At 34.1% G+C, this 22947-nt stretch carries 21 protein-coding genes and 1 tRNA gene; 17 read left to right on the top strand and 5 right to left on the bottom strand.

From position 1 onward, the window contains the following. The first annotated feature begins 46 nt into the window (after positions 1-46). Positions 47-119, top strand: a tRNA-Met gene (locus BW935_RS00605). Positions 120-492: 373 nt separating this feature from the next. After that, positions 493-1239: a hypothetical protein gene (locus BW935_RS00600; protein ID WP_076497540.1), complete on the top strand. Its 747-nt coding sequence runs from the start codon at positions 493-495 to the stop codon at positions 1237-1239. Between the two features lie 1065 nt (positions 1240-2304). On the opposite strand, the gene BW935_RS00595 is transcribed toward BW935_RS00600, so the two are convergent. After that, positions 2305-2676: a helix-turn-helix domain-containing protein gene (locus BW935_RS00595; RefSeq protein WP_076497538.1), complete on the bottom strand. Its 372-nt coding sequence runs from the start codon at positions 2674-2676 to the stop codon at positions 2305-2307. Between the two features lie 216 nt (positions 2677-2892). Here BW935_RS00595 and BW935_RS00590 point away from each other — a divergent pair, with 216 nt between their 5' ends. Next, on the top strand, positions 2893-3318 hold the full coding sequence (locus tag BW935_RS00590) for a helix-turn-helix domain-containing protein (protein ID WP_041779194.1): 426 nt from the start codon (positions 2893-2895) through the stop codon (positions 3316-3318). Continuing rightward, a complete protein-coding gene (locus tag BW935_RS00585) occupies positions 3315-3590 on the top strand; it encodes a helix-turn-helix domain-containing protein (RefSeq protein ID WP_014771161.1) in 276 nt (91 codons plus the stop codon). Before BW935_RS00590 ends, BW935_RS00585 begins: the two co-directional genes overlap by 4 nt. Before the next feature lie 140 nt (positions 3591-3730). Here the strand turns inward: BW935_RS00585 and BW935_RS00580 are convergent, their stop codons facing one another. Then, positions 3731-3988: a hypothetical protein gene (locus tag BW935_RS00580; protein ID WP_076497537.1), complete on the bottom strand. Its 258-nt coding sequence runs from the start codon at positions 3986-3988 to the stop codon at positions 3731-3733. Positions 3989-4039: 51 nt separating this feature from the next. Here BW935_RS00580 and BW935_RS00575 point away from each other — a divergent pair, with 51 nt between their 5' ends. The 3 genes from BW935_RS00575 to BW935_RS00565 all read left to right on the top strand — a co-directional run bounded on the left by BW935_RS00575 (position 4040) and on the right by BW935_RS00565 (position 10013). Continuing rightward, positions 4040-4681: a hypothetical protein gene (locus BW935_RS00575; protein ID WP_139325468.1), complete on the top strand. Its 642-nt coding sequence runs from the start codon at positions 4040-4042 to the stop codon at positions 4679-4681. A 191-nt stretch (positions 4682-4872) separates the two neighbouring features. Continuing rightward, the gene (locus BW935_RS00570; RefSeq protein WP_076498121.1) at positions 4873-8694 is read left to right on the top strand and encodes a class I SAM-dependent DNA methyltransferase; all 3822 of its coding nucleotides are present in this window, start codon (positions 4873-4875) and stop codon (positions 8692-8694) included. A gap of 29 nt (positions 8695-8723) precedes the next feature. Then, positions 8724-10013, top strand: coding sequence for a YopA family protein (locus tag BW935_RS00565; protein WP_076497533.1), 1290 nt, complete (start codon positions 8724-8726; stop codon positions 10011-10013). A gap of 87 nt (positions 10014-10100) precedes the next feature. Here the strand turns inward: BW935_RS00565 and BW935_RS00560 are convergent, their stop codons facing one another. Then, entirely contained in the window at positions 10101-11144 is a 1044-nt protein-coding gene (locus BW935_RS00560; protein WP_076497530.1) for a YbjQ family protein, read from the bottom strand. A 183-nt stretch (positions 11145-11327) separates the two neighbouring features. Here BW935_RS00560 and BW935_RS00555 point away from each other — a divergent pair, with 183 nt between their 5' ends. The 3 genes from BW935_RS00555 to BW935_RS00545 all read left to right on the top strand — a co-directional run bounded on the left by BW935_RS00555 (position 11328) and on the right by BW935_RS00545 (position 12817). Next, a complete protein-coding gene (locus BW935_RS00555) occupies positions 11328-11633 on the top strand; it encodes a type II toxin-antitoxin system HigB family toxin (protein ID WP_076497527.1) in 306 nt (101 codons plus the stop codon). A gap of 22 nt (positions 11634-11655) precedes the next feature. Further along, the gene (locus tag BW935_RS00550; protein WP_076497525.1) at positions 11656-12045 is read left to right on the top strand and encodes a helix-turn-helix domain-containing protein; all 390 of its coding nucleotides are present in this window, start codon (positions 11656-11658) and stop codon (positions 12043-12045) included. 76 nt (positions 12046-12121) lie between these two features. Continuing rightward, the gene (locus BW935_RS00545; RefSeq protein ID WP_076497524.1) at positions 12122-12817 is read left to right on the top strand and encodes a hypothetical protein; all 696 of its coding nucleotides are present in this window, start codon (positions 12122-12124) and stop codon (positions 12815-12817) included. A gap of 9 nt (positions 12818-12826) precedes the next feature. Here the strand turns inward: BW935_RS00545 and BW935_RS00540 are convergent, their stop codons facing one another. Both BW935_RS00540 and BW935_RS00535 read right to left on the bottom strand, forming a co-directional pair. Continuing rightward, the gene (locus BW935_RS00540) at positions 12827-13177 is read right to left on the bottom strand and encodes a hypothetical protein (RefSeq protein ID WP_076497521.1); all 351 of its coding nucleotides are present in this window, start codon (positions 13175-13177) and stop codon (positions 12827-12829) included. Between the two features lie 2 nt (positions 13178-13179). Beyond that, positions 13180-14295 carry a Fic family protein gene (locus tag BW935_RS00535; protein WP_076497520.1) on the bottom strand — a complete coding sequence of 372 codons (1116 nt, stop codon included), beginning with the start codon at positions 14293-14295 and terminating at the stop codon, positions 13180-13182. Between the two features lie 216 nt (positions 14296-14511). Between BW935_RS00535 and BW935_RS00530 the strand changes: the two genes are divergently transcribed. From BW935_RS00530 to era, 7 genes are all read left to right on the top strand, one after another. Next, positions 14512-15768, top strand: coding sequence for an AAA family ATPase (locus BW935_RS00530; RefSeq protein ID WP_076497518.1), 1257 nt, complete (start codon positions 14512-14514; stop codon positions 15766-15768). 556 nt (positions 15769-16324) lie between these two features. Then, positions 16325-18223, top strand: coding sequence for a KAP family P-loop NTPase fold protein (locus BW935_RS00525; RefSeq protein ID WP_076497517.1), 1899 nt, complete (start codon positions 16325-16327; stop codon positions 18221-18223). Positions 18224-18225: 2 nt separating this feature from the next. Beyond that, entirely contained in the window at positions 18226-18975 is a 750-nt protein-coding gene (locus tag BW935_RS00520) for a hypothetical protein (protein WP_076497515.1), read from the top strand. Between the two features lie 2 nt (positions 18976-18977). Beyond that, positions 18978-20366 (top strand): Qat anti-phage system QueC-like protein QatC, encoded by a 1389-nt coding sequence (gene qatC, locus BW935_RS00515; protein ID WP_076497513.1) that lies wholly within the window; start codon positions 18978-18980, stop codon positions 20364-20366. Continuing rightward, positions 20363-21094, top strand: a complete 732-nt coding sequence (gene qatD, locus BW935_RS00510) for a Qat anti-phage system TatD family nuclease QatD (protein WP_076497511.1) — start codon at positions 20363-20365, stop codon at positions 21092-21094. The genes qatC and qatD overlap by 4 nt, the downstream gene beginning before the upstream one ends. Before the next feature lie 46 nt (positions 21095-21140). After that, positions 21141-21452 (top strand): HNH endonuclease, encoded by a 312-nt coding sequence (locus BW935_RS18830; RefSeq protein ID WP_076497508.1) that lies wholly within the window; start codon positions 21141-21143, stop codon positions 21450-21452. Positions 21453-22048: 596 nt separating this feature from the next. Further along, the gene (gene era, locus BW935_RS00500; protein ID WP_076497505.1) at positions 22049-22939 is read left to right on the top strand and encodes a GTPase Era; all 891 of its coding nucleotides are present in this window, start codon (positions 22049-22051) and stop codon (positions 22937-22939) included. Positions 22940-22947 lie beyond the last annotated feature (8 nt).

Genomic DNA, 22947 nt, shown 5'->3' with positions numbered 1-22947 from the left:
TTCGAGGTCATAAAAAAGATTGATTTATTAAGTCTATAAGATATATCGCGGGATGGAGCAGTTGGTAGCTCGTCGGGCTCATAACCCGAAGGTCACAGGTTCGAGTCCTGTTCCCGCTACTATGAAGCCAAGCAGAAATGCTTGGTTTTTTTGTTTACACTTTTTTGAAAAGAGAAATGTTTGAAACCATTTTAGACCTTTAAAGGCTCCTTATTTTTCCATTTATTAAAACCTTTTTTTGTTGAAAATCAAACCATTAAAATATTGTTAATCTAGTACAATTAAGCTTAATTATTTACTTAAAATTCTATCAAAAATACCTTTAAAATAGCTTTAAACAGACTTTATGTCTATTTTGGCTATAGTCTGATTTATGTTTGATACGTGTATGATATGGTATTGATATGGATATGATACGGAGTTAATACGTGTTTGTCTAGGATAAGTCACTAATTATCATTATTTTAGAGTCCGATCAAACACTAAGAAATTATGGCTAAGCAAACAGGATCATTAACGCTAGAAGGAACAATGGGAAATGTTATCTTTTACAAGAGAAATGGAAAGTTTTATTCCAGGTCAAAAGGAAGCCCAAAAAAGAAAAGATTAAAGGAAGGTCCAGAATTTGAGAACTCTAGAAGGGTAAGTTCTGAATTTGGACATGCCTCGAAATTCGCGGCTAAACTATCCCGGTCATGTGTAGGTCTTCTGAATCCAAGCAGACATGATGGTTTACATGGAAGGTTGACTTCAAAAATGCATAAGGTAGTTCAATCCGACCCTGTCAGTGTATATGGCTATAGAAGGTTGAGGTTTGGAGATTTAGGTTTAATGCATGGTTTTGATTTTGAAGCTACTTCTTTGAAGAGTCTGATTGCAAACTTACCCTTTGTTGATTATCAAGGACAAATAGTTCAAGTAGATTTTAATAAAATTGGAGGTATGGATAAAAAGACTGCTCCTGGAGGAGCTACACATTATAGAGTAGATCTATTATGGTGTAGGCTTCATGAAGTCAATGAAAAAGTAGGTTATCAGGAATATCAGGGGAATATTCTTGATTTAGATGATTCTCTTGATTTAAATGGGATTAAAGAAATGGATTTGGGCAGTGCGTTGCAAGAAGAAGAGGTATTGTTTCTTGTGATGGGGATTGTCTTTTTGCAGGAGGTTAATGGGAAAATGAATGAGTTAGCGGGGAAAAGAGCTGTGGGGGTTTTAGAGGTATTGAAAAGATGAATGACACAAGGTTAAAGGAAAAAAGGAAGACCACGAATTTAGCGAATTGAACGAATTTAGACTTAAGGGATTTGGAAGGTGATTAAGGTTTGATGATCGGAAATTCGATTTATAGGGATTTATAAATTATGGCGCTGATGCGCTATAGATTGACACGAAGAGCTCCAAGAGTCACAATGAGCACAATGATATAATTTAAGTAATTGGCTAATTGAAGGAAAAAGTTTAAAGAGCAAAGTCCTTATATTACACCGAGTTGCTCAGAGGAGGCACGGAGGGTCGCTGAGGAAAGGAGTTGAAATGATAAAGTCTGAGTGATGAAAAAAATCAAGGAAGGAAGCCCCGAAGCGGGCTTAACATTGAATAGCCATGTACAAGGCGCAGAAAATCCTTTATAGTCACCACTTTTGTAATGCGCCGCAGTGCATGGATGAAAAGTGCGCACACGTAACCTAGAGTCCCAGCTGTGGATATTTTTAGAAAAATAAGTGTCTCTCGGGACGATAGGGTTCTTGCAAAATTAGAAGGGTGAAGGGTTGATTTTGAGGAGTGAGAGAATCTGTTTTGAGATGAATATATTGTTTTCTCTTACTTTTTGCCTTGACGCAAAAAGTAACAAAAAAGTCAAGACGGAGATATCCTATCAACGCACAAGGCCAGCGCCGGCCCGGATCTCCGTCGTCCCGCCCGCATCAGACGGTTGCTGTTAAGTTTTCAGTGACACACTTTAAAAGCAGCCTCACCTAGGGCCATCCTTAAAGAAACCAGGGATTATTAGAGAAGGTGTGTGAAAATATTAAAATAGGGTTGAAATTGTATTAAATGAAGGATTAAATATTATTTTTTAAAGAATTTAAATTACGGGGTCTAGTCACGGGGTCTACGTATCCCCTACGTTACCCCAACGTTGATACTAGACTGCTACTACGTTGGTACTAGGGAGGAGGGGGAAAGAAGGGAGGAATTATGAGGGATGAAGGATGAAAAAAGTCGAAAAAGGGGTTAATTGGTTAATTGGTTAATTAGGTAACTGAGGTAATGGAGGAAGGAAATGACAATTGAATTTTATTTTTCAGGTATTAAAATTTCTTTGATGGATTCATTTAGGGTTAGAATGGATTGTAGTATTTGATGTAGGGTTTTATTGTGGTCTACGTTTTTATTTGAGTCTCCCTCGAAACTGGCGATTATTGGATCTTGATTTAGATTTTGGAGCAGTTGTTCAGGGTTAGATACTAGCAAATGAAGTGGATCTACTTTTAGAAACTCAGAGATATTTTGGATGAAGTCAATGGTGATTTTTGTCTCCCCTCTTTCATATTTGGTATATGCCGCTTCCTTTAAACCTAAATGAAAGGCTACTTCAAAGGCTTTTTTCTGTCTCAATTTACGGAAGAGAGAGATATTTTTTCCTACTGTTTGATTGTCCAGGATCATAAAGTTTACCTATAAATTTTCTCCATCTCTATTTATTTTAAAGCCGCATAAATTAAGCCCCACTAATCTTGCTGATATGCTTTAGTTTTGAAGAATACTTAGTATATTTAACTTAGAAGAGTGTTGTACAAATTTTTAAAAAAAATTGGATAGAGAGAGTTAAGTATTTTACTAATTGAGTATTTAACAGTGAATTTTAGTCGAAATATTTCTAATATGGTCAAAGCACAGAAAATTATTCGAATATTAAGAGAGTCAAGAGACTTCTCTCAAGAATATGTGGCCAATGTTTTGGATATTAATCAGAAAACATATTCTAATTTAGAGTCAGGAAAAACTAAGTTGACCTTAGAGAGAATACAACAATTAGCAGAGTTTTACCATGTCAAACCTGATTACTTTTTATCAGAAGATTTACCAATAATAAATTATAATACAGGTGAATACAGTAGGTCCATTATATCGACAAATAAATACCACGAAGGCAAAAATGATAATTCTGAATTTTACGAAAGAATAATTAAGGAGAAAGATATCCAAATTGGTAATTTAATTAAAGAATTAGAATCTTTAAAAAAAGACAAAGAAGAGCTATTTTTGATAATTAAAAATATGAATAGAATTGATAAACCAATACAATGAAATATACACTTTTAAAAAAATTACGTGAAGAGTTTAAGTATGATATTGACTTGGTGGCTGCCAAAGCAGACCTTACTGATTCAGAATATTTGGAGATAGAAAATGGTATCAGGAAATTAGATATTTTACAGGCTGCAAAGCTCGGTGATCTATATGAAATCAATCCAAGTCATTTATTAGAACTTGCTGAAAGCATAAACTATAATATTGGAAGCTACAGTAGAACGATCTATGCGGAAAATTATATTGAATCAAAAGAAGATAAAATTTAAGTTGTAAATTAAGGACTTTAATTTGACTAGTAATATTCAGAAGCACATTGCCCAATTGTGATCAATTGATTCTGGTCTATGATAAACTTTATGATTCTATATCAAAAATAACTGAACCTCTTTTTTCTTTTTAATGAATATCATTTCAAAGAAGGTGATTTTTCTACAAGAATCATCAAACCTTCAATTTCCAAATCCCTCATTTTCATTCCAGCTTGGATAAACTCGTCTGCCTGAATATGCTTCTTGAATTCATAGATCAGTTTTAGTAACAGCTTTGCCTTTTGTATTCTATCACCAGGAAAAGGGTTTAAATTAGCCTGTAGAATCTTTTTAAGCTTTATTTCAATCTGCTCTTCTCTCCTTTCCAGTTCTGCTAAAATCTCAAAAACATCCATTGTCTATATTATTAACATTTATAAGTTAATAATATCATCAAAATATTTTTATTGGCAAAATTAGATTTTATTAAAATCAATGAGTATTTAAATACTAATCCAATGAAGGCTTCTACTCTCTCAAAAATACCCTGTTGTGGGTATTTTATTCAAACTATAATGTGCCTAGTTTTAAATTTCCATATAAACAAAAAAGCCATGCAGTTTAGAAAGCAAATCAAAATTCTTTCGAAAATGTCGTTATTCTTATTTTTTAATAGTTGTGCCATTTTAGATAAATACTCTTTTGACGCAGCAGTAATAGATTTAAGTATTTTTGAAAAAGAGGGTATGTTCGTCACAACGGGAGATATTTCTAGGAATTACAAATCCGCTTCTATTGTGATAGTAGATTGTTATCAAGGCTATGTACCAAAAGAAGATGTTAAAATAAAAAAGTCCAAGTCTTCCAACTCAGGATATGATGATCTTTATGGTAGTAAAAGTACTTCATTTGATAAAATAAAAGATTTTAATTTTAAAGGTTGCGAGATCAACGATCTATTTGAGGAAATTATCTATCAAGCAAAAGGTTCTGATGCTAATAGCATTATCAAGCTTGAAATAAGAAATATTTCCAAAAGCAGTGTCGATGGAAGATCAAGTGTTCCAGGAATTCAAGTAATTGGTTTGGCTATCAATATTGAAGACTAAAATTTTTACCAATTGCCAAAATTCAATTATTAAATGTTTTTAATTGGATTTTACATTAGCTCAAGTTTTAATTTGAGTCAAAAACTGTCAAATTAGCTCAAAAAACTAAAGTACTGGGTTCGTTTTATTGCAAATCCCACTAAAAACAAGCAAATTGGTTGTTGGAATTTTTCAATAACAAAGCAGGGAGAATGAACCACAAATTTCTTAAACCAAGACAGGCATTAAATAAGGCATTTTTAAAAGTAAAACCTGTAAGAACCCAGATTGAGGTATTTAAGGATAATTTGGTTCAATTGCTGGATCAGATCAATGAAAGTGAGAGAGAAGAACATTTAAAAAATTTAGTTTCAGATTTTCTTAAGAGAACATTTTATGAGCCAGATTATTTCATAAACACAAAAAAGGAAAATGATTTGGTAATCCATATTGGAAAAGATGGAAAAAGCCCAGTAGGGGTAATATTAGAAACCAAAAGGCCTTCAAATAAGGCTGAAATGCTTTCTCTTTCCCCAGAAGCCAAATCCATCAAAAGCCTCAATGTCAAATCTTTTCAGGAACTGGTATTATACTTCTTGAGAGAGCGTATTACTCAAAACAATCTGGAAATTAAGCACCTAGTGGTGACCAATATCTATGAATGGTTTGTGTTTGATGCATCGGTATTTGAAAAGGCTTTTGCACAAAATAAGAACCTGGTGAAAGATTTCAAGGCTTTTGAATCAGGAAGTTTATCTGGAACGACTACTGATTTTTTCTATAAAGAAATCGCAGCTCGTGAGATCGATAAACTGGAAGGGGAGCTGGCGTTTACTTATTTTGACCTTAGGACATACGACAAACCCCTTCGCAATGCAGATAAAAAGGATGATGTCAAGCTGATAGCGCTCTTTAAGTTGCTTTCTCCTGAGCATATGCTGAAGCTTCCTTTTACCAATGATAGCAACAGCCTTGATAAGCGATTCTACAGCGAACTCCTGCACATCATAGGGCTGAGTGAAACCAAGGAAGGTGGTAAAAAGCTGATCGGAAGAAACAAGTCTGGTGAAAGGCATGCGGGTTCTATTTTGGAAAATGCCATTGTAGAACTGGATAGCTTGGATAAGATCAGCCGACTGGAAAGACCAAGTCAATATGGCAATACTATTGATGAAAGGCTCTTCAATGTAGCCCTTGAGCTGAGCATCACATGGGTGAATAGAATACTATTCCTGAAACTACTGGAAGCACAGCTGATCACTTACCATAAGGGTGATAAATCCTATTCCTTCCTGAACCTGGATAAGATCAAAAATTACGATGACCTGAATAGTTTGTTTTTTAAGGTCTTGGCCAGAAAATATGAAGACAGGTCCGAGGAGATAATCAAGGTTTTTGGAAATGTGCCTTATCTGAACAGCTCACTCTTTGAGCCAACAGATATGGAGCATGATACGCTATTTATCTCCAATCTGAGAGATGAAAAGACAGTGCCAATCATTTCTTCCACGGTACTGAAAAACGAACAGGGGAAAAAGAGAACAGGGAACCTCTCCACCTTGGAGTATCTGTTTGAATTCTTGAATGCTTATGATTTCAGTTCCGAAGGTTCGGAAGATATTCAAGAGGACAACAAGACCCTGATCAATGCTTCTGTTCTTGGCCTGATCTTCGAGAAAATCAATGGCTACAAAGATGGATCATTCTTCACCCCTGGTTTTATCACCATGTACATGTGTCGGGAGACCATCCGAAGGGCTGTGGTACAGAAGTTCAAAGAAGCAGGATTTAAGCTATCCGAGAGTTCAGAGCTTTCGCAAAGTCTGGACGAGATATATGATCAAATAGAAGATCGGAAACAAGCCAATGAAATCGTCAACAGCATCAAAATCTGTGATCCTGCTGTAGGTTCTGGACACTTTTTAGTATCTGCACTCAATGAAATGATTGCGGTAAAAAACGACTTGAAAATTCTGCAAGATCGGGATGGCAAGCGGTTGAAAGAGTATCAAGTAGAAGTAGTCAATGATGAACTGATCGTGACTGACGAAGAGGGAGAACTCTTTGAATACAATCCATCCAATAAAGAAAGCCAACGTATCCAAGAAACCCTGTTTCATGAAAAGCAGACGATCATCGAAAATTGTCTATTTGGCGTAGATATCAATCCCAATTCGGTGAAGATTTGCCGATTGAGGTTATGGATTGAGTTGCTGAAGAATGCTTACTACAAGCAAGACCTGTCAGGTTTTGAAAACCTGACAGGTCTTAGAGCATTGGAAACCCTGCCAAACATCGATATCAATATCAAATGTGGGAATTCCCTTGTAAGCCGATTTGCTATCGATGCTGATCTGAGTGAGGCACTGAAGAAAAGTAAGTTCTCGATAGACAGCTATCGCATGGCGGTGACTACTTATCGAAATGCCCAAAACAAACAGGAAAAGCGAGAAATGGAGCGACTGATCGCAGAGATCAAGTCTGACTTTCGCTCTGAGATAGCCAATAATGATCCCAAGATCAAGCGTAAGGCTAAACTTGGTGGAGAGCTCTATAACCTCACCATGCAAACTGGACTATTTGAGGTATCTGCTAAGGAGAAAAAGGACAGGAAAAAGAAAGTAGAAAAGATAGAAGCCGAGCTGGAAAAGCTCTCCACCGAGATCGAGGAGATCAAAAACAACAAGATCTATGAAAATGCCTTTGAATGGAGGTTTGAGTTTCCGGAGGTATTGAATGAATCAGGGGATTTTGTGGGCTTTGATGTGGTGATTGGGAATCCGCCGTATATTAGGCAGGAGGAATTGAAAGAATTTAAAGCATTATTTAAATCAGTTTTTTCAACTTATTCAGGCACTGCTGATATTTATGTTTTCTTCATTGAGAGAGGTTTTTCAATTTTAAAGGAAAATGGTTTTATCAACTATATCATGCCTAATAAATTTATGCAAGCAGGATACGGAAAAGCAGCACGAAATTTTCTACTTCAAAATGATTTGGTAGAAATATTGGACTTTGGAGATTTACAAGTATTTGAAGAAGCCACTACCTACCCTTGCATTTTAACGGCTAAAAAATCAGCTTCCGCCAGTTCCTTTACATCAGTACCGATTTCAACTCTTGATTTCCCAGATGGATTCGCAAGTTATGTGGTTACGAAAAAAGGAGAGATAAATCAAGAAACACTATCAGATGAAACATGGGTTATAAGTAATGCTGAGGACCAAAACTTATTGGTAAAGATTAAAAAAGTAAGCAAACCATTATATGAATTTCTTAACGGTGAAGCGAACTATGGTATAAAAACAGGTCTATCAGAAGCATTTTTTATTGATGAAGTAAAGAAACAGTATATTTTTGAATTAGATCCAAGATCAATTGATCTCATAAAACCATTACTTCGAGGAAGAGATGTCAAGCCTTGGTATTCCAGGTCTGACAATTCATATTTAATCGGAACATTTCCTAGTTTAAAAATAGACATTGAAGAATTTCAAGGAATTAAGAAACACTTAGAGGGCTTTGGGATTGAGCGTCTAGAACAAAGTGGATTAAAGGGCTCAAGAAAAAAGACATCTGGAAAATGGTTTGAGACACAAGATTCGATTGCTTATTGGAAAGAGTTTGAGAAGCCGAAAATTATGTATCAGGTATTTCAAGTAAAACCATGTTTCATTTATGATGAAGAAAATTTGTACTGTAATAATTCAATGTGGATTCTACCTACTAATGACAAAGTACTACTAGGGATATTAAATTCAAGAATAGGTTGGTGGCTTATTTCAAAATATTGCACAGCTATTCAAAATGGTTATCAACTTATTTGGAAGTATTTCAGTCAAATCCCAATAGCTACTGGAAATGAATCGATACGTGAACAAATTACTGAACTAGTAAATACAATTCTATCAAATAAAAAAGAAGCGCCTTCTTTAAATACAACATATCTAGAAAGCCAAATCGATCAATTGGTTTATGAACTTTATGGGTTGACGGAGGAGGAGATTAGGATTGTGGAAGGGGGTGATGGGTGAGAAAGAAAGGAATAGTTTCTACCATAATTATGGAATACCCAAATCAAGAAATATTGATATACCAAGGAGAATTTCATTTTGGTACTCATCTTTTTAATGGAAAAATCTTTGTCAAATGGGTTCCAAGGCATCAATTAAGATTTGAAATCCTTGATTGCTCTGATTTGAAGGCAATATTTGATAAAAATGAAATATCAATTACAATTGGGAGTCAAAACAAAAAGGTGAAATTTTTTATAGAAAATAAATTTTATGGCGAAACTATTAACATTAAAGGAAGCATTAATGAAAAATTAATTTTTACTCAAAGTAAGAAAAAGATAAAATACATAGACTTTAATCTAGTTAATTTTAGAGAATATTTTGGGTTATCATACCAGAAAAGTCCTAAAGGTTCAAGGTTAGGACATATAAGTTTTATTTCTACTGATCACTCAATAGAGATTCAAAACATTCTTGATGAAAAAAGCAAAAAAGCAATTAAGAGCGAAGGAGGTTATATTATCTCTAACAATTGCAGGATAAAGTTCAACAAAGTCACTCCACTAAATAGAGTCAATTTCATTGTTAAGAGGCTTAAAATATTTTTATCTTTTTTAAATGGTAGGAGAGTTGCACCACTATTTCTGAAAGCATATTCAAGTGATGAAAAAATAATTTGGGAAGACTATTCACCATACATTACTGATCATCATAAATATGTTCAATCCTGGTTACCTTTCCGCTTTGATGATGAATTTTGCTCACTATGGAATAAATTTTTAAATGTCACGGAAACTGAAAGTGATTTTGAAAAAATGGATTTTGTGATCCATTGGTATTTAGAAGCTTTAAATAACTCTGGTTACACTAACGGCTCGATCATTTTTTTACAAAACAGCTTTGAAACTCTATATAGTTGGCTAGTTTTAGAGAAAGGAGAAATTAAAGCTTTTGGTGAATCTGACAAAGAAAAAAATTACGCAAGTAATAAAATTAGAAGTCTTCTCTTTCATTTCAGTTTATCAACAGAATTCCCTAAGGAATACAGAAAAACTTTCAAAGAATTCGATCTAAATAAGTCTGAAGATTTTGCCTATGTATTTCCTTTAATAAGAAATGCATATGTTCATTATTCAGAATCTAAAAAGAAAGATTTGGAAAAACTCAAAGGTAAAACATGGCCTTTACTGAATACTGGAATATTTTATTTAGAGGTTCTTTTACTCAGGATTATAGGTTACAAAGGAATAATTAGATCTAGAATTAAAGGTTCTGCATATCCTGCTGAAAATCAAGTTTCAATATTCAATCTTTCAAAAGAATTGGCTGTAAAATAATCGTATGATTACTATGTAATATTGATGTGAATTATTAAATCCAATCCAATCCAATTAAATGAATAAAATCATGTAAAAGTATAACCACTAGGTTTTAGTTTTGAATAACTCCTCTAAAGCCTCAATTTTCATTGAGAATTGATTTATGGCTATTTCTTCTCCTTTGGTAACACCTTTTATGTTACGACCGCATTCAGTGCAATAAACTAAATCCGGTGGGCTTTGATGACCTTTGTCACAAATGAATTTTTCTTTCGAACCCAACATTCCTTTTACTGCATCAATTTTGCCAGTATCAGGTAAAGTGGTTAGTAGATTCAAAATATTTACCATTTTAGTATAATCATCAGCTGTATAAAAACTCTTTTTGGCTTCAAGAATTGCTATAGCATAATGTATTTTTCCTGATTCAATTAAATCTATCGTTAAGGAAGGGGAAAACACCTCACATTCAACAATTAATTGTGAAATAATTTCAGGGTTTGAAGCATACATTCCATAAAGTGTATTCTCAACTAATTCTGGAGTGCTCTGTCTCAGCAATACAGTTAGATAACCTTTATAAATTTTTAATTGGTCTGAGTATGGATAATCCTTAACCAGTTTAAAATATGATTCCACCAAATTTGGAATAAGATCTTCTAATGAATTCTCAATTAAAAATTCCCAGTCACTGCTACTTAGAGTTTGATTTTGATCTACTTTTAGTTTGATGGCAATCTTTCTAGACATAACATCAAGTTCATCTGATGTAAAAGACGAATTATTCTCCTTTATTAAATCAACTTTCTTTAAAAGTTTCAATTTCACGGCAGTACCACATACAGAAATCATAAACATCGATTTACCACCCCCTGAAATCTCATCAAAATCTATTCTTACTCCAATGATTCCATTAGCATTAAAAGTTGCTGCTTTATTCTTCAACTTATCAATAGCCACTTTGTAAATTTTTTCGAGTTTGCTTTGATATATTTCGGAGTTCCCTCCAAAAAAGTCAGTAAATGATGCTCCTATATCTGAAAAGAAGTTTGTACCTAAGACAACATTTGTAGAAATCAATTCAAAATACTTTTCAATTTCATAACCTTCAAGTCTTTCAGTTGAGGAAACTAGAATTGCTGATCTCATTATTTAAAATTATTTGATGTACCTAAAAATACTTATTGATTTTGGATATTTATCAAGTTTGACCTAATTTCTATTGAAAAGAAAAGTTTTCTTCTGAATTCTTAAATTTCATATCTAAATCAGATAAAAGTTTTCATATTGAAAACTTTTATATATCTTCAACCGTTGTAAAAGTATAAATCATTGAAAAACATCATTGCTTTAAGAAATCTGGTAAAATTCTATGAAAAGCATCCCGATGCGAAGGCCAGTCTTGAAACATGGATATCCATTACAAAAGGAGCTGATTGGCAAAAGTCAATGGATGTAGTCAAAGACTTTCCTGATGCTGATCCAGTCAAAAATAATAGGGTGGTATTTAATATCGCAAGAAATAAATATCGGCTTATCGTTCAGGTTAGTTATGTAAGGCAGTGGGTATTTATCAAATTTATTGGCACACATACCGAATATGATAAAGTTGATGCCAATACAGTTGACCAGTTTTAAATCGTAAAATCAAATCGTAGATATGAAATGGGATAAAATCATCACCACGGAGCAGGAATATGAAAAAGCGATAAAGAGGCTTTCTTCAATATTTGATGCCAATCCAGATAGTCCTGAAGGAATGGAAGCAGAGCTATTGGTGACGCTGATAGAGAAGTATGAAAAAGAGCATTATCCTATCGCTTTGCCCGAGCCTATCACGGCCATCAAAGAAGCTATGGAAATGAAAGGGCTTAAAGATAAAGACTTGATCACTGCCATTGGCAGTAAGACCACTGTAAGCCTTGTACTCAACCGTAAGCGAGCTTTGACTATAGATATGATCAGAAACCTTCACGAGCTCTTAGGTTTGCCTGTAGAGGTATTAATTCAGCCTTATGAATTGAATGGTAGTCAAGAGTTGGTGAAATAATTTATATCTTGATTCGACTTTGAATTTGATATTTTATTGAATTTTGTAATTATTTAAATTTCAATTACTTTAAAATATGAATTCAATCATAAAAATTCTGGCGTTTGTATTTAGCATATTAATATTCTTAGCAACAGTTTTTGAATTACAGTATTCTTTACTCCTAGGTCCTTTATTTGATGTACTGACATTGTTAGTTGTTTTATTTCTAGGATTGATTTTCTCAACCGTATTCATTTTTTTTAATGGGGTTAAGAAATTAGTTTCATATGCACCTGTCATTATCATACTAATTTCATTTTCATTTTCCCTATTTCCAAAAAACAGTTTAAGTCACCAACTCCATTACAATCTGAATAAATCTAGATTAGAAAAAATAGAAAACCTTAGCTTAGAGAGCGGTATTCATGAAATGTCTGACTTTCTAAGATATTCAAAAAGGATTGATGAAAGTTATATAGGGGACAGTAAAAAGCTTTCAACCAAAACTCAAATTAAAGCAGCATTTGGGGATTATATGGAGGAAAATAATATATCAATAGATGATGTTTTTAACATTCAGCAAAATATGATTAAAGCTGATATCATTTCACTTCACAGAGATGAGGAATTTTTGGTATTAACAATTGATGGCTTTATCGACAATGAATATGGATACATCAAATCCTATAAAGGGGATATTAAGTTAGGAGATGGAATACCTCCATTCGGCTTTATTGTCGGACGAATTATTGAATTAAAAAATGGGTGGTATTTTTATTATTCCACTTAAACCCCAAAATCATTCAGGCTCCAGCTTGATTACAGTCTTTATATTATTTCTGTAAATAATAAGAGAATCGGATTCCGCTGCTTTTTGGATGAAGTCTCCAACATTTACATTTTTATCGAATATTGTAAAGTTATCTTCAAATACTGGAAATATTTTATTAGATAAAAACACTAATGCTGATCCACGATTTGGCACATAAAAAATGACTTTACCTTTAATTTCAGCTTCCTTTGAAAATGGAGGCAAGATCATCATTAACAGAATATTCATAAAAAATAATCCAACAAAGAATGCCGTAATCAATCTTTGATTTCTTCTTTTTCGTCTTTCCTTCTCCTCTTCGCGTTTTTGATCCATCATGGTTATTTCATATTTAGTAAATTCAACTCATACCTCACAGATCTACCTGCTCCTGATTGGATCAAAAGTCCATTTTCGTGAAGGAATTGCAGGTCTCTGGTAGCTGTGGCTTTGGAAACCTGAGTGATGGACATGTACTTCTTAGCGCTCATGCCTCCTTGGAAGCCTTCTGGACCTGCTTCAAACATTCTTTCAATGACTTTGGTCTGTCTTTCATCCATGAAGTTTTTATACTTATCAAAGTACTTCACCTTCCCCAGAAGAAATGCTACAAAAGCTTTAGAGTCTCGTTGGGCAGTGATGATCACTTTGATGAAATAGGCTATCCAATTGGTAATATCCAAGCTCTTTTGGGCATCTTTCAATGCCTGGTAATAGGCATTTTTATCCGTTTCAATGATTTTAGAAATACTCAATAAGACTGGTTTTCCCAGATATTGTGATAATGCTTTTTCTGCAAGCGCCCTGCCGATTCTTCCGTTACCATCTTCAAATGGATGTATGGATTCAAAATATAAATGCACAATGGCTGATTTTAACAAAGCTGAACCGATGACATTGATTTGGGGGAAGTTGGCTTGATTATACCAATCAACCATCAATTCCATTTCTTTGGCCACCCGATCTGATGGTGGAGCCTCAAAATGCACTATTTCTCTTCCTATGGATCCAGAAACCACCTGCATGGGTTCCTGCCCCGTTCTCCAATCGCCCACAAGTAAATTCTTGACATGAATAAAGAGGATTTTGTGCCAATTTTTTAGCATTTCTGTACTTAGCGGCATTTTAAAGCTAGTTCTTACCTCTACCATCAACTCAGCAATCCCAGCCGAATAGCGATCTTTTATCCTAACAGGTATTTTGTTTAGTCCAAGTTTATTCTTGATTGAAGACATGACATCCTCTCTGCTGTAATACTCACCTTCAATGGCAGAGGATTTTATGGCTTCGGAAACCATGATGTTGATGACCGTTTCTTCCTCCAAATCTGTAGTGAGTCCTTTTTCCATCCCGCTCAATTCAGCCCATTCCAAGGAAAATTCTAGAAATAAAGGCTGTAATGTCTCCATATCATACTGGAAATTAGGCCAATTTTGATGTTGCCAGTTGTAGGTCATGAGCCAATTATTTTATCTAATCGGCTCAAATATAGCAATAATTTGAGCCGATTAAAAGGGTTAATCGGCTCAGCGTAGTTTTATTCCAAAGAAGATGATCTAAAAACCTGCAACCATATTCATTAAACTTATTGCTAGTCGAAAAACAAAACAAAAAAACACTTATGTCATTTTAAAGTTTATATTTGTAAAATATTTACATAATAAGCTATTAAAATGGTATTAGAGATTCGTCTTAGCAATTTTTTCTCCATCAAAGATGAAGTTTGTCTAGATTTTAGAGCAGCGAACATTAAATCCGCCAATGCTAGAGCATTAGTGGATAATGTGTTTCGCCATGATAAAACTGATGTTCTCAAAACGATGGTCATGTATGGAGCCAATGCTTCTGGAAAAAGCAATGTCATCAAGGCCATTCGTTTTTGCAATACCTTGGTATTTCGATCACATACGCATAATGAAAATACCATTTTCAATTTCAAACCATTCAAATTTGATGGGTATGCCAATAAGCCAAGCAAATACTTTATAAGGTTCTTATCCAAAGGGATTGAGTATGAGTATGCTTTCAGTCTTACCAATACACAGATCATTGCGGAAAGCTTACATTTTTATCCAAAAGGAAGGATCAAAGAAGTTTTTACCCGAGATGAAAGAAGAGGTAAAGAGAAGAGTGATATTTATACTTTTGGAGATGTAATCAAGAGGCCAATGGATGTAGCTGAAAACACCTCCAACAAAACCCTATATATCAGTAGAGCAAGCCAAATGGATAGGGAGATTCCTAAAGAGATCTTCAATTACTTCCACAATACATTTATTCTACAATACCTAGGTTTTGGTATGTCGGCTATTGAAAGATTGAGTAAGGAAAATAAAGAGCTTTTGATCGATGCTTTGAAAATTGCCGATAGTGATATTGTAGACGTGAAGATTAGATCTCTGAAACAACCAGGTAAAAATTTCAATGCTAATCTGGATACGCTCACGGTTACCGTAGAAGAGGTTGTACAGGAGCGTCTGCAAATCACCACTTTTCACAAAAGGGATCCTCTTAAAGGGTTTGACTTCTTGACTGAAGAATCCCAGGGTACAATAAAGTTGTTTTTTATTATGCTTACGATCATGGATATCGTGAAAAACAACAAGATACTTTTGATAGATGAAATTGAAGAAAGTCTTCATCCTAAGATCATTGAGTATATTTTCAATTTTTTCAGAGCGAGTAAAAGTGCTCAATTGCTTTGTACTACGCACAATACAAAGTTTCTAGACTTGAAGAAATTGCGTAAAGATCAGATATACTTCGTCAATAAAAAGGAGGATGCTTCAACAGAAGTATATTCATTGTATGATTACAGTGATTTTAGAGATACAATGGACTTGGAGAAAGCATACCTTCAAGGAAGGTTTGATGCTGTACCTATCGTTAGTGACTCATTGGAAATGTTAAAGGGGATTTTTAATGAGTAAACGGAACAAACCAAGAGACCGTGCGAAAGAGCCAAAGAGTCGAAACTTTTTGACAACCCTTCCTCCAATGTATTCTCTTTCATAGAAGAGTTAGAGAATGCCAAGAAAGGGAAGTAATTTATTTTGCACTCTTTGCATTAACCTTGCAATAAATTGACCTCAAAATCAGCATTTCCAAGCCGTATGACCACATAGTGCAAGAAGTGCAAAGAATGCAAGAAAGTAGTCTGGTTTTAATTTTCTTTCCCCTGAAGTAAAGGCTTTTGGGGAAGAGAAAGTTAATTTTTTGTTCTTTTTGCTCTTAATTTATCAAAAATACCCTGTTATGGGTATATTTTAGGAGTTAAGAAAGGGGTAGATTTAATCAAAATTTATTTAAGATAACCTTCTGATAATATCAATAGTGTTAACTAGAAAATATTTAATGTTAAAATCAGTTACATTTTTGATTAAAAATTTTGTTTTATGTTTCTATTAAAGATACATCTAATAGGAAGAGGGCCATTTTGATTAAAGCAGATAACTATGAATATTACTGTAAATAACTTTGTAAACAATGTGGGCAGATAATGAAACATCAGAAGACCTTTTAGGATTTAGAGTACACGCAGAATTGTTAATTAACATTCTTAATGATGAATCTGTATTGCCTATTACAATTGGCGTTTTTGGTGATTGGGGAAGCGGAAAATCTAGTATTTTACAAATAGTAAAAGAAGAATTTGAGAAAGAAGATGATAAGGACTCACTCTGTATTTATTTTAATGGATGGACTTTTGAGGGATATGATGATGCTAAAGCAGCATTGCTCAATTCGATTCTCAAAGAATTAGAGGACAATAGAAAAATTTCCGCTGAGTTAAAAGATACAATAAAGGAGAAAGCAAAGAAACTTTGGAAATCTATTGATTGGATGCGTGGCGCTGGTATGGTTATGAAGAATGTTGCCCTACCTGCTGTTTCGGCATATTTTACAGGAGGGCTTAGTTTAGTGCCATTTGCATATCAGAAAATGGCAGAATGGGGAGACAATCCAGATAAAATAATTAAAAAGCTTCAATCTGAAGAAGGGAAAAGGATATTTGAAGCCTTTGTAAAAAAAGGAAAAGAACAAGATAAAAATTTGACAAATGCAGTATCTGAATTTAGAAAGGATTTTTCAGACTTGTTAGCAGCTACAAACTTTAAAAGATTAGTAGTTATAATAGATGATTTAGATAGATGTAGCCCAGAAAGAATTATTGAAAACCTTGAAGCAATTAAACTTTTTCTTAACGTTCCCAAAACAGCATTCATCATTGGAGCAGACCCTCGGATTGTGGAATATGCAATTAAACACAAGTATAAAAACAACAAAGAAATTGAGGAAGATAACAACCGGATTGTGATTGATTACTTAGAAAAATTAATTCAGCTTCCATATTCTTTACCCAGACTTTCTGAATCAGAAGTCGAAACTTATATATCAATGCTTATATGTAAAAAGGAGATAGGAGATACTAAGTTTAAAAGAGTACTTGATGAATTTAGGAAGTATAGGGTTACAAATAAGTATTCTGCATTTGGATTATCGAATTTTGAGAAGATTTTAGAAGCAGGGGAGTTTGGCAAAGTTAAAGATAATGTAATTACAATTCCTTCATTAGTACCCTTAATCACAAATAGTTTGTATGGAAACCCAAGACAGATTAAACGTTTTTTAAACACTTATACTATCAGAAAAAGACTTGCAGAAGTGGCATCTTTACAAAGTTTTGATGATGCCGTTCTTGCAAAAATGATGATACTTGAATACTCTGAACCCAAATTGTTCAAGAAGTTATTTGAATGGCAAATTGCTCAAGACGGAGTACCGAAAGAAATAACCGATATCGAAGCTATGTCTAAGGAAAAGGTAATTGATGATGTAATTTCAGAAATAAAAGATTCTGAATTCAAGGAATGGAGTAAACCTAAAATAATAAAATGGTTTCAAATAGAACCGTTATTGTCAGGAGTTGATTTGCGAGATTATTATTGGATTGCTCGTGATAAATTGGAAAATTCAATCACTGCGACTAGTATGATTCCGCCAATAGTAAGGGCTTTGTTTAATGAGTTATTACCTGATAATATGACGGCAACAGTAACAAAATCTCTACTTTCTGAAAAATTTCAACCATTTAGCGATATTGAAAAAGATGCATTTTTCAATCTTTTATCCTCAAATCTAAAAAGAAACCCGAAACAAAAACGGTTGTATGACATATTCAATACAATGACAGAGATGAAAATTGAAAATGCAGTTTATCATTATATGGAAGCTCTTAAAATAATCAGTGTGTCGGATATTGAACCTGCGGTTGCTTTAAGATTAGCAGACTTTAAGACTGATCCTGAATTTGGTGAGTTTTTGATTAATTTCTTTAAAGATGGAAAGTCAAAAGCGAGTAAAGCATTTAATATAAAAAAATAATTATGGGAACATCTAAATCATTTTCTGATGGTTCAGTAAAAAAAAGTAAAATGATTCCAAATTGGGGTACGCTAAGTTCTTCGCTTACCTCAAATTGTGATTCGTCTGTTATTCCAGTTCAAAAACTACAAAATATTATGAGACATTTTGTTTCAGCGCTAGGTGGAGCATCAACTGGCGGACGTGGTGGTTCAAAAGCAGGTGGAAGAAGCAGTGTTAGAACTGCAAGAAAAATCGGAGGAGTCTTTTCAAAGTTTATCAGTTCAGGCAATAATATAAGAGAGACTCTTGAATCAACTGGATTAATTGATATTGATAATAAATCAGTTGATGATGTAATTAATCACTTAATTCAATACTGCTCAAGTAATGCAACATCAATAGATGATGATGCAGCAAAAGAAGCTACACGATTATTATTGGAAGAACTAATGGGAGAGGCTGAGTCAATTAATGACTTACAAACCTTATTGGAACAAACCTTTACAACCAGTAATTTGGAAGATATCATTATAAGGTACTTTGGATATTATATTAATACACTTTTGTCAAGATGGTTTTATGACAACCTTATAAAAAGTAAAAAAGAGAATGATGTCAATAATCTTTTTAATGAAATTAGAAATTATGTCTTTGAACAAGTTAATGATGAAAACAAAAATTACCCGCTTCAAAATTTAGATTGGAGTTCAGAGGAGGCAGATAGGCTAATAAAGAATATTCAACAAAATGTTTTTAACGTATTTGAATAATTATGAAAGTAACAGTAGCAATTAAAGAAGCCGAATATGGCAAATTTTCAGATTTGTACCTTAATTATAATGACAGAGGTATTGATAGGAATGTTTTGTTAAGTTTCAATATGGGTTCTAAATATCCATTTGAAAAAGTTAGTGATTTTCTTATTGACTTTTCTTCGGTTAAATTTGATTTCTTTCTCATAACGGCAATAGTTTATGGCGTAGATAACTTACTTAGTAGGGCGATTTATTCAAATGATGGTTGGTCAAGAGATATAGAAGTAGTGTTCCCGGTGAACAACATAGGCATTTGGATAGGAAAGGAAGACAAATTGAAATTGATATTAGATTTCTTAACAGGCGATAATTGGCTAGTTTCTTTCATACAAAACACACAGGATTCGCTTTTTTATCCACGTCCTTTATCAAGAAGAAGAGAAATTCCACCAACTTATAAAATAGATTCTATAAAATCTACTAGTTTATTTTCAGGTGGATTAGATTCTTTAATTGGTGTCATAGATGAGCTAGAAAAGCTAAGTAGTGATGAAAGAATCCTCTTGATTTCTCATTTTGACTCAAAATCTCCTGGTCCCAACGATGACCAAAATAAACTTTTTGGACATTTGGAGGCAGAATACCAAAATAAAATATATTGGATACAATCAAAATTAGCACTATCAAGAAAAGATACTGATGGTAACAGAGTTACAGTAGAAAACAATTACCGCAGTCGATCTCTATTTTTTATTGGTTTAGGTTGTTACCTATCCCCAATTGATGAATTGATAATTCCTGAGAATGGGACAATCTCAATCAACTATCCATTGACCCCATCAAGGGTGAGCTCTTTAAGTACTAGAACAACACATCCCTATGTCATAAAAAACACTCAAGAATTACTTATAGAGGTGGGAATAACAACACTCCTAGATAATCCATATACATTTAAAACAAAAGGAGAGATGTTTATTGATTGCGCAACAAGGTCACCTTTTATAAAGAGCATATTCCAAGATTCAGTTTCTTGTGGCAAAAGAGGGCGAAGGCATCAACATAAGGACAATTCTAATGAAAAGCATCATTGTGGTAGATGTATGCCATGTGTTTATAGGAGAGCTGCATTACATAAAGCAGGTCTAGATAGAAATGAACAATATGGTAACTTCATTACAAATGCTAAAAATAGAGAGGCTAGCAAAGATTTACCTGCGCTAATTAGTTATTTGAGAAAGGATATTTCTCTAGAAAAAATGAAAAGAGACCTTTTAGTAAATGGAAATATTGAAATTGATAAACTTGAAGATTATGCTAAAATGGTGTTAAGGTCGAAACAAGAAGTTCTTCAGTTGTTTATCGATAAAGGAAACACATTTATAAAAACTGAATTAGGGATTAAATGATTGTTGATACACACTGCCACATAGATTTATATCCTAATCCAAGACAAGTTCTTGAGGGTTCTGTACAAGCTAATATAACTGTTTTAGCAATGACTAACCTTCCAAGTCATTTTGAAATGGGATATTCTCATTTTCAATCATTAAAAAGAATAAGATTGGCTTTAGGAATGCACCCCTTGATGGCTAATTCACACAAAAAGGAATTTGATTTATTTCTAAAGAACCTTAATAAAACATCATATATCGGTGAAGTTGGTTTGGACTTCTCCAAAGAGGGTATCTCTACAAAAGAGATACAGATAGATACCTTTTCTAAAATTCTTAATAGTATTTCGGGGCAAAATAAAATATTAAGTATCCATTCTAGAAAAGCGGAAAAAGAAGTTTTAGAACTATTAATCAAAAACAATATACAGTCTGCTATTTTTCATTGGTATTCAGGTGGCTTAAATTTAATAGATCAGATAGTTAGAGAAGGTTATTATTTTTCTGTCAACCCTGCTATGGTGAAATCTTTGAATGGTAAAAAAATAATTGCTAAAATCCCACTCAATAAGTTATTGCTAGAAAGTGATGGGCCATTTATTAAAAATAATCAGAAAACTCTTCATCCTTGGGAGTTGAAAGAAATGTTTAGTCACATATCGCATTTGAAAGGGGTTAACTTTTGTGAAGTTGAAAAGCAAATTGAAACTAATTTCTACACTTTAATAAGTGATTTGAAATGAAATTTATTTCTCCTCAAACTATATAGTTCCAAAATTGTCTTAAGATATGGATTTTCAGCTCCTTGTTTTAATTTTTGTCTTTGTAGCACCCTGGTTATTTAAAAGATTGATTTTTACAATCAAGAGGAAACGCAGGCGTGATTATTACAGGAATGTATATCTTAAGTCAGATGAATGGCAGAGAAAACGATATGTTGTATTAAGGCGAGATAATTGGCAATGTGTATATTGTGGGGCTCAAGCGACAGAAGTTCATCATAAACGGTATGCAAAAAGAAAGCTTGGTAAAGAACCGATCAAGTGGTTAGTTTCTGTATGTTCAGTATGTCATGAATCTCTTCATAAGCGTTTTTGGTAATAGAAGGATTAAATGTAAAATGGTTAATACTAACTAGTTATTTCAATTTGATTCAAATCAATTCGAATTCATAAAATCATTGGATATTGCCCCCTGTTTTGTCCCCCTAAAGCTGTAATCTATTGATTTTAATTTATTTGAATAAGTCCTGTTCCCGCTACTACGAAGCCAAGCAGAGATGCTTGGTTTTTTTATGTCTTGAAAATGAGGTGTAGGGTAGTCTGGTGGCTTGTGGATAGGGCAGATGGACCTTTGAGGTCTTTTTCTCCTCGAAGGTCTTTTTTTTGCCGCAGAGGACGCGGGGGAGCGCAGGGGTTGGATTTTAGCTCCCAGGGATCGGAGAGATGCTAGATTTTTCAGGGGAGATTGGACATTATGGGGTCAAACCGATTAAAAAGGGGGAGAAATGATGCCTAAATTCTATTTTTCTACTTCACAATAACTTCATCCACCTGATTTAATCCCCTAAGCTTCGCATAAGTCCTTGGCACATCCTTCCACGCTCATCCGCCCTTCTTCCAAACTTTCTTTGGTTTATTCCTGTGTATGTGTGTCTTCACGGAAAATTTCAGCTACCTTTGTGAAAAATTATTGTCATGACCGAACAAACACACAAAGCTGGCTTTGTCAATATCATCGGGAAACCTAATGTTGGCAAGTCGACCTTGATGAATGTGCTGATCGGTGAAAGACTTTCGATCATCTCCTCCAAGGCGCAGACCACTCGTCACCGCATCATGGGCATCATCAATGATGACAACTATCAGATTGTATTTTCTGATACCCCAGGTATGCTGAAGCCGAAATATGAGTTACACAAAAACATGATGAGTTTTGTGCACATGTCTCTGGAGGATGCAGATGTGATCCTTTTCGTAACCGATCTATTTGAAACAGACGAAGAAATAGAAGACGTAATAGAAAAGATCAACCAATCGGGTGTACCCGTGCTACTTGTCATCAACAAGATTGACCTCAGCAAAGAAGGTCAGTTGGATGCAGTGACAGTTTATTGGACTCAACGCATCAAGGCCGAGACGATCATTCCGATCTCTGCTACCGAAAGCTTCAACACCGAACGTATTCTTCAGGAAATCCTAGACCGCTTACCCAGTCATCCCCCTTTCTATGATAAGGAGGAACTTACAGATAAGCCGGAACGTTTCTTTGCCTCTGAAATCATCAGAGAAAAAATCTTCCTCAATTACAAAAAAGAAATCCCTTACAGCACAGAAGTGGCTATAGAGGATTTTTATGAAGAGGAGAAAATCATCCGCATCAGAGCGATCATCTACGTAGAGCGATCCAGTCAAAAAGGGATCATCATCGGGGAAGGTGGCAAAGCACTGAAGCGTATCGGGATTCAGTCCAGGGAAGAAATGGAAAAATTCTTTGGAAAGAAGATCTTCTTGGAAACCTATGTAAAGGTGGAGGAAGATTGGAGAAAAAATAAAAATAAGTTGAAGAAATTTGGTTACGACCAATAAGCCAATAA

The sequence above is a fragment of the Belliella pelovolcani genome, assembly GCF_900156785.1.
GTDB lineage: Bacteria > Bacteroidota > Bacteroidia > Cytophagales > Cyclobacteriaceae > Belliella > Belliella pelovolcani.
The sequence above is the reverse complement of the archived record's forward strand: the minus strand, read 5'-3'. Positions and strand labels throughout refer to the sequence as shown.